Genomic DNA, 13,316 nt, shown 5'->3' on the forward strand with positions numbered 1-13,316 from the left:
TACTACCTGGGCGCACCACCCACAACTTCATACCGAGCAAGCCCTTGCACCACGCACCACCTCCCAGAAGCGAAAAGTGCCGGCAGAGCCCGCCGTACTGGAAAACAACCGGAGGAGCCACAGTGGCCACTCAGCCCAGGTTCACCAAGCAAGGCACCACCCCAGACCCATCCGAAGCCGACGGCGAAAGCGCCATATCCGGCGCGAGCGCAGTACATCCCGTCGACCAGAAGCTCCCCCCGCTCAAGATGGCGACCACCGGCCTCCAGCACGTGGCGGCCATGTACGCGGGCGTCGTCGCCCCACCGCTCATCGTCGGCGCGGCGATAGGCCTCTCCGCGAAGGAACTCACCTTCCTGACCGGCGCCTGTCTGTTCACCGCGGGCCTCGCCACGTTCCTCCAGACCCTCGGCGTCTGGAAGATCGGCGCCCGACTCCCCTTCGTCAACGGCGTCACCTTCGCCGGTGTCGCCCCCATGCTCGCGGTCGTCGACTCGACCAAGGACAAGGACGACGCGCTTCCGATCATCTTCGGCGCGGTGATCGTCGCCGGTGTGCTCGGCTTCATCGCGGCACCGTTCTTCTCCAAGCTGGTCCGCTTCTTCCCGCCGGTGGTGACGGGCACGGTCATCACCCTCATCGGCATCTCGCTGATGCCCGTGGCCTTCGGCTGGGCGCAGGGACCTGTGCCGGGCGCGGATGACTACGGCTCGATGAAGAACCTCGGACTCGCGGGCCTCACCCTCGTCATAGTCCTGCTCCTCCGCCGCTTCACCACCGGCTTCGTCAAGCAGATCGCCGTACTGCTCGGCCTTGTCGTCGGCACGGTCATCGCGATCCCGTTCGGCGTCACGGACTTCAGCCCGATCGGGGACGCGGACATCGTCGGCTTCCCGACACCGTTCCACTTCGGCGCCCCGCAGTTCGCGGCGGCGGCGATCGTCTCCCTCTGCGTCGTCATGGTGGTCTCGATGACGGAGTCCACGGCCGACATGCTCGCCCTCGGCGAGATCGTCGACCGCCCCGCCGACGAGAAGACCATCGCCGCGGGTCTGCGCGCCGACACCCTCGGCTCGGCGATCAGCCCGCTCTTCAACGGTTTCATGTGCAGCGCCTTCGCACAGAACATCGGCCTCGTCGCGATGACGAAGATCCGCAGCCGGTACGTCGTCGCCGCGGGCGGCGGCTTCCTGGTCCTGATGGGCCTGTGCCCGATGGCCGCCTCGCTCATCGCCGTCGTACCGCGTCCGGTGCTCGGCGGCGCGGGTGTCGTCCTCTTCGGTTCGGTCGCGGCGAGCGGCATCCAGACCCTGGTCAAGGCGAACCTGGAGCGGGACAACAACGTCCTGATCGTGGCCGTCTCGCTGGCGGTGGGCCTCATCCCCATCGCGGCGCCGGAGTTCTACCACGCATTCCCGGAGACCGCGAAGATCATCCTCGACTCGGGCATCTCCACGGGCTGCGTCGCGGCGGTCGTGCTCAACCTCGTCTTCAACCACATCGGCAAGCGCGGTGAGGACGACGACGTGACCAACCCGATGGAGCCCGGGGGAGAGATCGCTGAACAGAGGGTGCACGAAGGGTCTTCGGTGGCGGGCGCCCACTGACTCCCCTCCGCACCCCCAACTGCAGGAAAGTTCCACTTTCGGCCCCTCCAAGGGGCCGAAAGTGGAACTTTCCTGCAACTCGGAAGGCTCACGCGGCAGCCGTAGGCGCCCGGTCCGTCGCGAGCTTGATGGCCAAGGCGCCGAGCACCGTGCCCATCACGTACCGCTGGACGCGGAGCCACGTCGGGCGGCCCGCCAGGAAGAGTGCGATGGTGCCCGCGGCCATGACGATGGCGAGGTTCACGCCGAGGCTGATCGCTATCTGTACGCCGCCAAGGACGAAGCCCTGGAGGAGCGTGTGGCCCGCGGCCGGGTCGATGAACTGCGGGATCAGGGAGATGTACATGATGGCGACCTTCGGGTTCAGAAGGTTGGTGAGGAGCCCCATGGAGAACAGCCGCCGCGGGGAGTCCGGCGCCAGCTCCTGCTGGGTGAAGACCGAGGTGCCGCCCGGCTTCAGCGCCTTCCACGCCAGCCACCCCAAGTAGCCAGCTCCCGCCAGCTTCACGGCCAGGTACAGCTCCGGCACCGCGAGGAAGATGAGGGAGAGGCCGAGGTTCGCCGCCGTGAGGTAGACGAGGAAGCCGACGGCGACCCCGGCCAGGGAGACGGTTCCGGCCCGGCGGCCCTGGGTGATGCTCCGGGAGACGAGGTACATCATGTTGGGGCCGGGCGTGAGCACCATGCCGAAGGAGACCACTGTGACGCCGAGGAGCGCGTTCGTTCCGATCATTCGACAAGGATCGGACGTCGGCGCCCCTCCGCACCAGCGATGATTCCTTCACCTATCGCGTAAGAGTTGCTACATCCCGGGGGATCTGGTGGCTCAGTCGATCCGGTACGGGTCCCCGTAGACCTTCCACTCCAGCGGAGTCCGCAGGTCCAGGTTGCCCTTCCTCAGGAACACCCGCTGGGCCGTGTCGACCCGGCTGGTGTCCTCGTGCGCCTCCTCCTGCTTCATCGCCCAGACCCGCGCGTCCAGGAAGGCGTCGAGGTAGTCCGTCTCGTCGCCGCCCTGGGACGGCGGCTTCGCCGAATTCAGGGCGCGCTTGCGGATGTTGCGGAAGCTGGTGTCGTCGCCGCCGTTGCCGTGCATGACGATCGCGTCGTAGTACGCGAACTGCCCGAGGACGCCGATGCCGTCCGCCTTGCCCTGCTTGACGGCGGGGTTGAAGTAGACGCGGTCACGCTCGTCGTTCTGCGCCTTCTGGAACTCCGGGTCCTGGGCGGCCTTCTCCCAGTCGCCCTGGTACGTCGGGTCGAGACCGTCGTGTGAGTCGGTGCCGTCCACCTCGCGCAGCGCGGGCAGATACTTGGCGAGGACGTTGTTCGGCTTGCGGTCGGTGTAGAGCTCGACGAGGTCGAGCATGTCGCCGGTGCCGGAACAGAAGCCGATGATCCCGGCCGTGTAGCCGCGGCCGTCGTCGATGTCCTCGCAGTAGCGGTAGTACTTCTTCCAGTTCAGGCTCGAGTTCTCCGCGCTGCACACGAGCTTCATGGCGATCTCCTTCTTCGCCGGGTCGTCGAGCCCGCCCGCCTTGCCGGTGGGAGCGGCGCCCGCCGTCTGGGAGGCGATCACCGGGCCCGCCACGAGAGCGGCGCCCATGAAGGCGAGGAGCGTGCGGCGTGAGGTGGGGTGCATACGGGGCGCCGGGGCGCGATGGGGGGTGGGCACGGGACCTCCAAGTGGGGGGAGTTCGTCGTTCCGAAGGGTGTTCCGCTGTTCCACGTACTGTTAGGAAGGTTTCCTACCAGAGATTCGGAGTGACGTATACCCGTCAAGTGGCGGTCAGTTGGGGGCGCCGGAGGCCGCGTGCCCGCCGGTCAGCGCTTCCCGATCAGCCGTTCGCGCACCTGAACAGCGACTTTGTACGTGTCTCCGGTCGGGTGGGTGGCCAGTGGCCCCGGGTCACGAATCCAACCGTCTTCGAGGGCGAACCAGTCGATGGCCTTCGGCGCCCGGTCTTCGTCGAGCGCCGACCGCAGCTCCTTGAAGTACGTTTCCCAGCGCAGCCGGTAGAGCCCGCCGACGAGCCCCGCCCACTCCCGGTTGGCGTAGTCACGCAGCCCCGCGTCCGCCCCGGAACGCGTGCCCCACACGGTGAGCAGCGACAGCTGGTCGTACGCGAGCCTCTCCCGTTCCGTCGCGTCGGCTCCCCACGCGCGGGCGTCGGCGACCCAACGCCCCAGCAGGTGACGGGAGTCGGTGGACATCAGCGTGTCGAGGAGGTCCATGTGGCCGAGCCAGTCGCGGGTCAGGCGGTCGAAGTCCCCGGTGTTCTTGGCGTCGTACGCCTGCTTGATCTGGGGGAGGAGGGCGCGGCTGCGGTTGGAGAGTGCCTGACGGGCCACGTCCAGTACGTCACGGCGGTACGCGGAGGAGTCGCGCAACTGGCGGCGTACAGAGAGGAGTTCGGTGAAAGCGGGCTCGAAGTCCGCGGGGCTGTAGCGCATCGCCTTCGGCGACCACGCTGCCGCCGACTTCGCCGAGAGGCTCGGCCGCGCGCCGAAGAGGCCGTCCGCGCCCTCGGCCCACTCGTCGGCGCGGGTCGTGCCGTACGCGGTGCGGCGCAGGACGTCCCACGCGGCGGCCGCGTGCGGATCGGCCCCGCCGTAGCGGGACTCGGACCACTCGCCGAACCAGGCGGTGAGGTCCAAGTCGCCAGCGCGCCAAGCCAGTTCGGAGAACAGCTCGAAGGCGGCGGGGTTGTTGTCTGCCGCTTCCGGCATGAGGGAGATGCCGCGCAGCATGCTGCCGTCCTTGGTGCGCCACTTCTCGTAGAGCTCGGCCCAGTCGGGCGTGTTGGCGCCGAGCGTCGTGTGACCGCCGAAGTTCCAGATCGAGCCGAAGGTGTACGGGGTCGCGTTCCAGTCGGACTCCCGGTCGGTGATCTTCGGGAAGCGGTCGGAGAGACCGTCGACCACCAGCATCCTGGACTTGTCGACGGCGTCGACGATGGCCTTCGGGGGGTTGCTCTGCCAGCCGAGGATCACCCAGGTCGCCCCGGGGTGTGCGGTCTGGAGCGCCTTCTCGACCGCCTTCGCCGCCTCGCCGACGGGCACGTCACCCGGCTTTCCGCCCTCGTGCAGGAGGTCCATCTTGAACATCGTCGACGGCCCGAACAGCTCCGTCTGGGCGCGGTAGAACGCGGACGCCGCCCGCCCGAAGTGATCGGTGCGCGGGTCGAGCCAGTCCGGCCTGGTGAACCCCACCCAGTCGCCCTGCGGCACGGTTCTCGCGCCGGGATTCTTCCCGGTGAAGCCGGGCGGCACCGTGCCGAAGTAGCCGGGGAAGACCGGCGTCATGCCCAGCTCACGCAGCCGGTCCGCGATGCGGCGCCCCAATGCGGCGCGGCAGTCGAGGAGTTGGCGCGAGACGGGGTAGGGAAACGCGGACATGTTCTGGAGCAGCCACCATGGCTGGTGCGCCGGGGCCGGGATCCACTCGCGCAGTTCCTGGTCGGAGTAGCCGAACTCCTGGAACACCCGGTGGTAGAGCGCGTCCGCGCCGACGTACACGAGCACCTCGTTGTAGCCGTGCAGGGCGAGGACGTCGAGTTCGCGCTCCCAGTACGACCAGTCGTGGTACGCCCCCGTGTAACCGTCGTTCGTGTCGTTCAGGACGAAGCGGTGCGGGGTGTTGGCGCGGCCCGTCAGGGGTTTCGCGAGCCCCGGCAGCCGGTCCGGGAGGTCGGTCCGGCTGCCCGCCCAGGTGATGTTGGCGTGGGCGGCGTGCTTCAAGTAGTGGCGCAGGGCGGTTAGTTGTACGGCCGGTGTGGAGGCAGTGATGGTGATGTCCCCTCGCCGGCCGGACACCCGGAAGGTGTCATCGGCGGGCGCGGTCGCGGGTGCGGGCGCGGGCGGGGTGGTGAACGTGAGCTGCTTCCAGTGGCGGGGGAGCAGACGCCGGGCGGCCTCGGCGGCCGGTGAGCGATGAGCGGGGGTCGGGGTGCCGTCGGCGGAGGCTCCGGAGCAGGCGACGGCGGCGCCGGTCGTTCCGGCGACGGCGGTGAGGAAGGTGCGGCGGGCCAGGGGCATGCGAGGGATACCCTCCCGGGTTCGGCGGTGCGCGGCGGGGCTGACGGCGCACCACGATGAGGGGGCCGCCGACCGCGGTCAAGGTGCCGTCGCGCGTCCGCCGCAGCCCGACGCCCGCGCACCGGTTCGATAGCCGAACCACCTCGCCCCCCGGTGCTACCGTCTGCGGATGACCGCACCGCTGCCCGGCCGCCCGACCCCCGCCTCCACCACCGGCCGCCCCCTGATGGCCGCGCTCGACCTGTTCGGGCGGCGCTGGAGCCTGCGGATCGTGTGGGAGCTGCGGGCAGGGCCGCTCGGATTCCGGGCGCTGCGGCAGCAGTGCGACGCGATGTCCTCCAGTGTGCTGCGCCAGCGCCTGACCGAGCTGCTCGAAGCGCGGCTCGTGCACCAACTGCCGGACAGCGCCTACGCGTTGACCGCCCTCGGCCGCGAGGCCCACCAAGCCCTGCTTCCCCTGGACGGCTGGGCCCGGCGCTGGGCGACGGAGGTCAGCGCGAACTCGGCAGCGGATCGGCCGTGAGGGCGTCGCGCATGAGGGACACGGCCGTCCGCAGCGTACTGAGCGGACGGAGCAGCAAGGTGGCCTCCCTCAACTTCCCCTGGTCGTCGACCTCCTGCACGAACGCGCCGTAGACGGTCTCGCCCCCCACGCTGCCGTGGAAGGTCGTCACGCTGTGCCGCCCGTCGTCGTCCTCGGTGAACCCCCGCACCGGTTCGATGGCGGTCAGACACTGCCCGATCTTCGAGAACAGGTGCGCCACGTCGTCCCGCCCGCTGTAGTCGGCGACAGGGCTGTGGAAGACGGCGTCCGGTGCGAGCGCGAGCCGGGTCTTGTCGGGGGCGCCGGGTGCGAGCAGGTCACGTACATCGAGGCTCATCGGTGTCGGTCCTCCTGAGGTCAGGCTGAACGCCAAGCGATTCGAAGTGATTCGATTTCCGAAGCATAGCGGCGGGCGGGCGCCGCGGTAAGTCCATGAGGTCACCCTCGGAAGTCCAGACGGGTGGCCGACGCCAATTCATCGGAGCGATGGCAGGCCTAAAAGCCAACATCGACCCTATCGCCGTCAGTTGGACGCATTGACATCCGATGTATTCGACCCTACGTTCCCGAGCGACCCGTCAATCTCAGGGAGCCGCCCCATGCGCACACAGCTCAGTCGCACCCGGCGAAGAGTCGCCGGGATCGCCCTGTTCCTAGCGTCGGCCCTCGGCGCGACCGCCGTCCCCACGGCGGTCGCGGCGCCCACGGAGCCACCGGCCGCGACAACCCCCACGACCGAGGCCCCCGCAGCCACCGGCCCCGGAACCGACCACGCCACCGACGACCCCTTCACCGCCGACCGCACCAACTGGTTCCGGCAGGACCGCTTCGGCATGTTCATCCACTTCGGCGCGTACTCCAACCTGGAGGGCGAGTACAAGAAGCCCGACGGCACCGTCTGCAAGGACGCCGAGTGGATCCAGCGCCAGTGCGACATACCGAAGGCCGAGTACGAGAAGCAGGCCGCGACCTTCAACCCGGCCGACTTCGACGCCAAAGCCGTGGTCAAGGCCGCCAAGGACGCGGGCATGCGCTACATCGTCATCACCTCGAAGCACCACGAGGGGTACGCGATGTGGCCCACGAAGGTCAACGACTGGAACCTGCGCGACCACTCGTCCTTCGACAAGAACCGCGACATCCTCGCCGAACTGAAGAAGGCGTCCGACGACGCGGGCATCAAGCTGGGCTTCTACTACTCGATCTGGGACTGGCACGACCCGGACTTCCCCGACCCGGCCACCTTCCCCAAGTACGAGAAGCGGATGCGCGCCCAGCTCAAGGAGCTGGTCGACAACTACGACCCGGCACTCCTCTGGTTCGACGGCGAGTGGGACACGGACAAGCCCAACAACCCCTGGACGGCGAAGGACGGCGAGAAGCTGGAGGCCTACCTCCGCGACCTCGACCCGGACCTGATCATCAACAACCGCGTCGGCAAGCGCCGCGTCGTCGACGGTGACTACGGAACCCCCGAGCAGGAGATCCCCGGCGCCCCCGTCGACGGCCAGCTCTGGGAATCCTGCATGACCCTCAACGACCACTGGGGCTTCGCCCGTTACGACACCCACTGGAAGTCGTCCGCCACCCTGGTCCGCAACCTCCTCTCCACGACATCGCGCAGCGGCAACTACCTCCTGAACGTCGGCCCCGACGCCCGTGGCCGCGTCCCCCAGCCGTCCGTCGACCGCCTGAAGCAGATGGGCGACTGGCTGCGTACGTCGGGCCAGGGCAACGCGGTCTTCGGTGCCCGCTACGGCGGCCTCGTCGAGGAACCGTCCTGGGGCTCGGTCAGCCGCAAGGGCGACAAGCTCTACGCGGCGGTCACCCAGTGGCCGGCGTCCGGCGCCGCCCTGCACCTGAAGGCGCGTACGGACTTCAAGGTCACGTCGGCACGGGTACTCGGCAGCGACCAGCAGGTGGCCGTCACCAAGTCCGGCGACGGCTACGACGTCACCCCGTCCGGCGCCGCGACCAACGACACCGCCACGGTCATCGAGCTGAAGGTCGACCCGGGCCCCACGGCCCGCCCCGGCAAGGGCAAGGGCCTGAAGCAGGAGATCTTCGACAACGCGGGCCTGACCGGCACCCCGAAGATCACCCGCACCGACCCTTCCGTCAACCACGCCTGGAAGTACGAGGGTTCACCGGCCGCCAGCATCCCCTCCGACAAGTTCAGCGTCCGCTGGAGCGGCAAGCTGGAGCCGCGCCGCTCGGAGACGTACACGTTGACGACCGTCTCGGACGACATGGCGCGGGTGTGGATCGACGGCAAGCTGGTCATCGACTCGTGGTCGCCCCATGAGCCGAAGATCGACAAGGCGCAGGTGAAACTGACGGCGGGCACGCGGCACGCCGTCAGGATCGACTACGCCGAGAACACGGGCGAGGCCCACATGAAACTGCTGTGGTCGAGCCCCGGCCAGGAACAGCAGATCATCCCTGCCTCGCAGTTGTACGCGCGCTGACGGTCAGCCCTGGGCCTGGGCGTAGGACACGAACTCCGCCCAGGCGCGGGGCTCCAGGGCGAGTTGGGGTCCTGCGGGGTTCTTTGAGTCGCGTACGTGGATGGTGGTGGGGCAGGGAGCGATTTCCAGGCAGTCGCCTGAACTGCCGCTGCTGTAGCTGGACTTGCGCCAGTCGAGGGCGACTTCCACGCAGTCTCCGCTGGAGTCGCCGCTGTAACTGCTCTTGAACCAGGCCAGTTCCGTCGTGCTCATAGCGCTCCTCGCAGTCGCTCCAGCAGGCCCATGGATTCTTCGGGGCGGAGGGCCTGCGATCGCAGTCTCGCATATCGGGTCTGGAGGGTGCTGATCACTTTCGGGTCGGTGACGAACTGGCCGTTCTCCTGCCCCTCGCAGTAGCCGTACCACCTGTTTTCCGGCGTCTCCAGGAGCTGGATCGGCCCGTTCATCCCTGCATGTACGCCCTGCGCCAACGGCATGATCTGCAAATCGATGTTCCGGGGCGCGGTGATCTCCAGTACGTGATCGATGAGCTCGCGCGTGACCTCTGCCCCGCCGGTGCGCCGCAGGAAGATGTGCTCGTCGATGATGAAGCTGTACGCGGTGTTCGGCCGTTCCCGCAGCAATGTCTGGCGTTGCATGCGGGCAGCCACCTGGTTCTCCAGGGCCTCGTCCGACAGTGGCGGGACCCTGGCGTCGAACAGCGTCCGCGCGTAGGCCTCCGTCTGCAACAGGCCTGGCGTCAGTCGGGATTCGTACGTGTAGAGGCAGGTCGCCTCCTGCTCCAGCTTGGCCCACAGCCTGAACCACGAGGCGATGCCCGGCTGGCGCGAAAGTTGGTTCGCGGTCACCCGCAGCGTGCCGAAGGCGTCGAGTGCCGCCTCGCACTGGTCGACGAACCTTGGCGGCGGATATCTCCTGCCCTGTTCGACCGAGGCGAGGAAGTGTGTGGAGTAGCCGATCTCGGGGGCGAGCGCCTCCTGTGTTCTCCCTGCCCGCTTGCGGAAGCACTTCAGGACTGCCCCGAAAGCCTTGAGCCCCTCGGACGGTTCGGGCTCACTGCTGCCCGACGTACTTGACGACATCACGGGTCACCTCTGACGCTTGATTGCTGATCCCCGCCAACGCGCCCATGGTTACGGACAGCTACTCGTACCGTCCACCCTCCGCGCTCGTACAATTACGGACCGTACGAGTTGCGCGCCTGGTGTACGAGTTGCCGTCCCGCCACCGTTGGCGTCATGCCGACCGAAGCCCAACCCGCCACCCCCCTGCGGGAATTCACCCAGCGCCTCAGTTCGACGCCCCGGGGCGCCCGCCTCGCACGCAGGCTGACCAGGTATCACCTGGACGGCTGGGGCATCCCGTACGACAGTGAGCTCTCCGACTCCGTCGAGGCCATCGTCGCCGAGCTCGCGGCGAACGCCGTGACCCACGGTCGCGTACCCGGCCGTGACTTCGAGCTGCGCCTGACGTGCCACGCGCACACGCTCCGTGTCGAGGTCTCCGACACCCTGGCCGAGCGCAGACCACCGCAGGAGCCCGAACGTCCGGCTCCCGAAGGGGAGTCGGGGCGGGGCCTCGTGATCGTGGCGGCCCTGGCCAAGGAGTGGGGTGTGGTCGGGCGGGAGGTAGGAAAGACGGTGTGGGCCGAGGTCACTGCTCCAGGGCGCTGATCGCCTCGGTCAGCCACTTCTTCTCCTCGGTGCCGGTGGCGCGGGCGATCCGCAGCATGCCTTGGCGGAAGAGATCGGGAGCTTCCTCCGCCGTCACCGGCTTCCCGTCGCGGTAGAAGAAGCTCGCCGGGGTGTTGAGGAAGGCCTGGCGGCGGCGGAGTACGGCGGCCTGCTCGGCGGTGTCGGGGAGGTGCCGCAGGAAGGCGAGCAGGGTGAAGAAGCGCTGGCCATCGGTGATGTCGGCGTCCTTGGGCTCCCGTAGCCGGGTGAACAGGTCCTCGCGCCCCGCCTCGGTGAGGGAGAGGATGCGGCGCGGCGCGGCGCTCTTGCCCGGCTCGGTGCGCTGCTCGATGAGGCCCGCCTTCACCAGGCGGGTGATTGCCGGGTAGAGCGCGCCGTCGCTCACCGGGCGGATGTGGCCGCTGAGGCCCTGGATGCGGGACTTGAGTTCGTAGCCGTGCAGGGGTTCCTCGCGGAGGAACCCGAGGATCGACAGCTCCAGCATGCGGCGGGCCACCTTCCGTTCTGCGCTCTTGTCCACCCTATGCGGTTGATGCTATCTCTTTCCGCTGTACCTCGAAACGAGGTACAGCGGATGGGGGATGCATGACAGGCATGGCGACGGCACCACCGGTGGACCACAGGCGGCGGCTGGTCTCGCTCGCTTACCCCGTCTACTTCGAGCTGCTCGCGGGGGTCACGGCCGGGATCATCAACATGGTCTGGGTGGCCAGGCTCGGCGGTGACGCGGTCGCCGCGGTGGCCGTCGCCACGAACGTCGAGAACGTGCTGCTCGGCGTCATCCTCATGGCCGGATCCGGTACGACGGTCCTGGTCGCGCGGGCCAGGGGAGCGGGCGACCGGGCGGCGGCACGGTCCGCCGTGCGCGGCGGCTGGGCGCTGTGGGCGCTGATCACTCCGGTCGTGGCCTTCGGCGGATACGCGTGCCGGGAGCCGCTGGCCCGACTGGTGCTCGGCGGAGGAGGGGGAGGGAGCGGCGAGGCGCTCGCCCTCACGACCGGCTACTTCGCGATCGCGCTGCCGGGGATGGCCGTGTACTTCGCCACGAACGTCGTCGACGGAAACCTCAAGGGTGCGGGCGACACCCGTACGCCGATGCGGCTGGCCCTGCTGGCCAACGGCCTGATCCTCGTACTCGATCCGCTGCTCATCCTGGGGTTCGGGCTCGGCGTGCGTGGGGCGGCGATCGCCACGGTTCTCGGCCGGACGGCGGCGCTGATCTGCGGTTTCGTGGCGCTGTGCCGCCAGGGGCGCGAGAGGCCCCGGGTGGCCCGCGACTGGCCCCGGGCGGCCCGCGCCGGGCAGGTCACACGCCGGGCGAAACTTCTGGCCGCCGACGCTCGCCGGACGGCGGCGACGGGGCTGCCGATGTCCGCCGACTTCGTGCTCCGCATGACAGGCACCCTCGCGCTGGTCGCGGTCGTCGCCAGGATCGGCGTCGAGGAGGTCGCCGCGTACGGCATCGCGACCAAGGCCATGTACCTGGCGACGATGGCCTTCTACTCCGTCCGTCAGGCCGCCGCGATCCACACCGCCCACCTGCTGGGCTCGGGACGCGACGAGCGGCGGGCCATCGGGAGGCAGGCGCTGCTCGTCGCCGGAACCCTGGGCCTGGTGGCCGCGCTGCTGCTGCTCGCCGCCGGTCCATGGATCATGCGGGGCTTCGGCGCCGAGGGCGAGGTGGCCGGGGCGGGGGCGCTCTACCTGCGGTGCCTGGGCCCGTACTTGATGCTGCTCGCCTGCTTCATCGCGCTGGGCGGAGTGTTCGAGGGCAGCGGCGGAAGCCCGCTCCTTGCCCGCATCACGGCGGGCGGGGTAACGGTCCAACTGGCCCTTGCCTACGCCCTGTTGGACTTCGGGCTACCCGGCGTCTGCCTGGCCATGGCGGCGTCCATGGCCCTGCAGTGCGGGGTGGTGGCCTGGCTCCACCGGCGTACGGGGCGCGTGGCTCCGGTGCGCCGGAAGCGGCGGACGGACGGAGCGGGGGTCAGTCGCACAGGCGGCTCGTGGTGACGGCGCCGCCCGCGTTCTCGTCGTCGGTGCCGAGCGCCGCGCTGCCGGAGGTGGAGCCGGGGACGCAGTGCAGGGCCTCGATCTTGCGTCCCTTGAACTTCTTCAGAAGCTCGGGAGACTTGTCGAGCGTGAGCCGCACCTTGCCCGCGGAGGAGACGGTCAGCTCGCCCGCGTCGGTCACTGCCGAGTTGAACGGCCCGTCGTCACCGGCGTCGGACGCCGAACTGACGAGAAGACGCCCTGACTTGGTCACGTCGATGTCCGAGGCATGGCGAACGTCCCCGCCCGGATACGACGCACGGAACGTCGCCTTCCGCACCGCGCCGAACTGCGACTCGCCGTACGAAGTGATCGAGAACGGCGCCGCGTACAGCGTCGCCGGGCGGTTCGCTCCCGCACCCCGGTCCGCCCAGACCGCGGCCGTCTTCCCGTTCCGCGAGGTGAGCGCGAAGCTCTCGAAGTTGTCGCCCGTGCCGATGGCGGGCAGCGGGGCTATGTCCAGGACCCGCACGGACTCCCCGGAGTTGCCCAGCTTGAGGTGATAGGCGAGGCCACGGCTCGCCACGGCCACGTACTCACCGGACGTCCCCGGCACCGCGTCGATCGCTTCGAGGTCGATCGGCTCGGCGCCGCCCTGCCAGGTGACCGGCGAGACCACGGCGCTCCTGCCGGGGCGGTAGGTGACCTGGGCGATGCGGTTCTCGCCGGGCTTCTTGTTGTCGCGTACGACGAGGGCGCTGAGGCCGTGGCCGGAACGGGAGGTGACTGCCAGCCCGCTGACCCCGGACGTGATGTCGTCCCCGACCTGCTCCCACTGGCCGCTCGTCCGCGGCTGAGCGGTGGACGACGGCCCGGTGCCGAGCACCAAGGCAACTCCCATGCCGAGGGCGGCACTCGCGGTCACAACGGTCTTCCGCATAGTCAGGGACCTTTCGCTCGATGTGCGACGCGC

At 69.1% G+C, this 13,316-nt stretch carries 13 protein-coding genes; 5 read left to right on the forward strand and 8 right to left on the reverse strand.

Translation table 11 applies throughout. The annotated features are described in order from the left end of the window. The first annotated feature begins 248 nt into the window (after positions 1-248). On the forward strand, positions 249-1,607 hold the full coding sequence (locus ACGFX9_RS12425; protein ID WP_393470430.1) for a nucleobase:cation symporter-2 family protein: 1,359 nt from the start codon (positions 249-251) through the stop codon (positions 1,605-1,607). Between the two features lie 88 nt (positions 1,608-1,695). Here ACGFX9_RS12425 and ACGFX9_RS12430 read toward each other — a convergent pair whose 3' ends face one another. The 3 genes from ACGFX9_RS12430 to ACGFX9_RS12440 all read right to left on the reverse strand — a co-directional run bounded on the left by ACGFX9_RS12430 (position 1,696) and on the right by ACGFX9_RS12440 (position 5,645). Further along, positions 1,696-2,340, reverse strand: coding sequence for a LysE family translocator (locus ACGFX9_RS12430; protein ID WP_393469102.1), 645 nt, complete (start codon positions 2,338-2,340; stop codon positions 1,696-1,698). Between the two features lie 93 nt (positions 2,341-2,433). Continuing rightward, positions 2,434-3,249 (reverse strand): chitosanase, encoded by an 816-nt coding sequence (locus ACGFX9_RS12435; protein ID WP_393470433.1) that lies wholly within the window; start codon positions 3,247-3,249, stop codon positions 2,434-2,436. A 182-nt stretch (positions 3,250-3,431) separates the two neighbouring features. After that, positions 3,432-5,645: an alpha-N-acetylglucosaminidase gene (locus tag ACGFX9_RS12440; RefSeq protein ID WP_393469105.1), complete on the reverse strand. Its 2,214-nt coding sequence runs from the start codon at positions 5,643-5,645 to the stop codon at positions 3,432-3,434. A 169-nt stretch (positions 5,646-5,814) separates the two neighbouring features. On the opposite strand from ACGFX9_RS12440, the gene ACGFX9_RS12445 reads away from it, so the two are divergent. After that, entirely contained in the window at positions 5,815-6,168 is a 354-nt protein-coding gene (locus ACGFX9_RS12445; protein ID WP_393469107.1) for a winged helix-turn-helix transcriptional regulator, read from the forward strand. Here ACGFX9_RS12445 and ACGFX9_RS12450 read toward each other — a convergent pair. After that, positions 6,137-6,526 (reverse strand): hypothetical protein, encoded by a 390-nt coding sequence (locus ACGFX9_RS12450; RefSeq protein ID WP_393469110.1) that lies wholly within the window; start codon positions 6,524-6,526, stop codon positions 6,137-6,139. The genes ACGFX9_RS12445 and ACGFX9_RS12450 overlap by 32 nt on opposite strands. Before the next feature lie 262 nt (positions 6,527-6,788). Here ACGFX9_RS12450 and ACGFX9_RS12455 point away from each other — a divergent pair, with 262 nt between their 5' ends. Beyond that, the gene (locus ACGFX9_RS12455; RefSeq protein ID WP_393469113.1) at positions 6,789-8,657 is read left to right on the forward strand and encodes an alpha-L-fucosidase; all 1,869 of its coding nucleotides are present in this window, start codon (positions 6,789-6,791) and stop codon (positions 8,655-8,657) included. A gap of 3 nt (positions 8,658-8,660) precedes the next feature. Here ACGFX9_RS12455 and ACGFX9_RS12460 read toward each other — a convergent pair whose 3' ends face one another. Then, entirely contained in the window at positions 8,661-8,909 is a 249-nt protein-coding gene (locus ACGFX9_RS12460) for a DUF397 domain-containing protein (RefSeq protein WP_393469116.1), read from the reverse strand. Beyond that, positions 8,906-9,739 carry a helix-turn-helix domain-containing protein gene (locus tag ACGFX9_RS12465; protein ID WP_393469119.1) on the reverse strand — a complete coding sequence of 278 codons (834 nt, stop codon included), beginning with the start codon at positions 9,737-9,739 and terminating at the stop codon, positions 8,906-8,908. Before ACGFX9_RS12465 ends, ACGFX9_RS12460 begins: the two co-directional genes overlap by 4 nt. Before the next feature lie 156 nt (positions 9,740-9,895). On the opposite strand from ACGFX9_RS12465, the gene ACGFX9_RS12470 reads away from it, so the two are divergent. Continuing rightward, positions 9,896-10,330 carry an ATP-binding protein gene (locus ACGFX9_RS12470; RefSeq protein ID WP_393469122.1) on the forward strand — a complete coding sequence of 145 codons (435 nt, stop codon included), beginning with the start codon at positions 9,896-9,898 and terminating at the stop codon, positions 10,328-10,330. Here ACGFX9_RS12470 and ACGFX9_RS12475 read toward each other — a convergent pair. Next, positions 10,311-10,835: a PadR family transcriptional regulator gene (locus ACGFX9_RS12475; RefSeq protein WP_393469125.1), complete on the reverse strand. Its 525-nt coding sequence runs from the start codon at positions 10,833-10,835 to the stop codon at positions 10,311-10,313. The two genes, ACGFX9_RS12470 and ACGFX9_RS12475, sit on opposite strands and share 20 nt — an antisense overlap. 101 nt (positions 10,836-10,936) lie before the next feature. Here ACGFX9_RS12475 and ACGFX9_RS12480 point away from each other — a divergent pair, with 101 nt between their 5' ends. Beyond that, positions 10,937-12,364: an MATE family efflux transporter gene (locus ACGFX9_RS12480; protein WP_393469128.1), complete on the forward strand. Its 1,428-nt coding sequence runs from the start codon at positions 10,937-10,939 to the stop codon at positions 12,362-12,364. Here ACGFX9_RS12480 and ACGFX9_RS12485 read toward each other — a convergent pair. Beyond that, positions 12,339-13,283: a hypothetical protein gene (locus ACGFX9_RS12485; protein ID WP_393469131.1), complete on the reverse strand. Its 945-nt coding sequence runs from the start codon at positions 13,281-13,283 to the stop codon at positions 12,339-12,341. The two genes, ACGFX9_RS12480 and ACGFX9_RS12485, sit on opposite strands and share 26 nt — an antisense overlap. Positions 13,284-13,316: the final 33 nt, after the last annotated feature.

Source organism: Streptomyces sp. NPDC048436, from assembly GCF_043200355.1.
Lineage (GTDB): Bacteria > Actinomycetota > Actinomycetes > Streptomycetales > Streptomycetaceae > Streptomyces.

Excerpts from the sequence above, each read along its gene's own strand:
- ACGFX9_RS12480 (WP_393469128.1), top strand. The coding sequence starts at position 10,937 with ATGACAGGCATGGCGACGGCACCACCGGTGGACCACAGGCGGCGGCTG.
- ACGFX9_RS12435 (WP_393470433.1), bottom strand. The coding sequence starts at position 3,249 with ATGCACCCCACCTCACGCCGCACGCTCCTCGCCTTCATGGGCGCCGCT.
- ACGFX9_RS12440 (WP_393469105.1), bottom strand. The coding sequence starts at position 5,645 with ATGCCCCTGGCCCGCCGCACCTTCCTCACCGCCGTCGCCGGAACGACC.
- ACGFX9_RS12445 (WP_393469107.1), top strand. The coding sequence starts at position 5,815 with ATGACCGCACCGCTGCCCGGCCGCCCGACCCCCGCCTCCACCACCGGC.
- ACGFX9_RS12470 (WP_393469122.1), top strand. The coding sequence starts at position 9,896 with ATGCCGACCGAAGCCCAACCCGCCACCCCCCTGCGGGAATTCACCCAG.
- ACGFX9_RS12430 (WP_393469102.1), bottom strand. The coding sequence starts at position 2,340 with ATGATCGGAACGAACGCGCTCCTCGGCGTCACAGTGGTCTCCTTCGGC.
- ACGFX9_RS12460 (WP_393469116.1), bottom strand. The coding sequence starts at position 8,909 with ATGAGCACGACGGAACTGGCCTGGTTCAAGAGCAGTTACAGCGGCGAC.
- ACGFX9_RS12465 (WP_393469119.1), bottom strand. The coding sequence starts at position 9,739 with ATGTCGTCAAGTACGTCGGGCAGCAGTGAGCCCGAACCGTCCGAGGGG.
- ACGFX9_RS12450 (WP_393469110.1), bottom strand. The coding sequence starts at position 6,526 with ATGAGCCTCGATGTACGTGACCTGCTCGCACCCGGCGCCCCCGACAAG.
- ACGFX9_RS12485 (WP_393469131.1), bottom strand. The coding sequence starts at position 13,283 with ATGCGGAAGACCGTTGTGACCGCGAGTGCCGCCCTCGGCATGGGAGTT.
- ACGFX9_RS12475 (WP_393469125.1), bottom strand. The coding sequence starts at position 10,835 with ATGCTGGAGCTGTCGATCCTCGGGTTCCTCCGCGAGGAACCCCTGCAC.
- ACGFX9_RS12455 (WP_393469113.1), top strand. The coding sequence starts at position 6,789 with ATGCGCACACAGCTCAGTCGCACCCGGCGAAGAGTCGCCGGGATCGCC.
- ACGFX9_RS12425 (WP_393470430.1), top strand. The coding sequence starts at position 249 with ATGGCGACCACCGGCCTCCAGCACGTGGCGGCCATGTACGCGGGCGTC.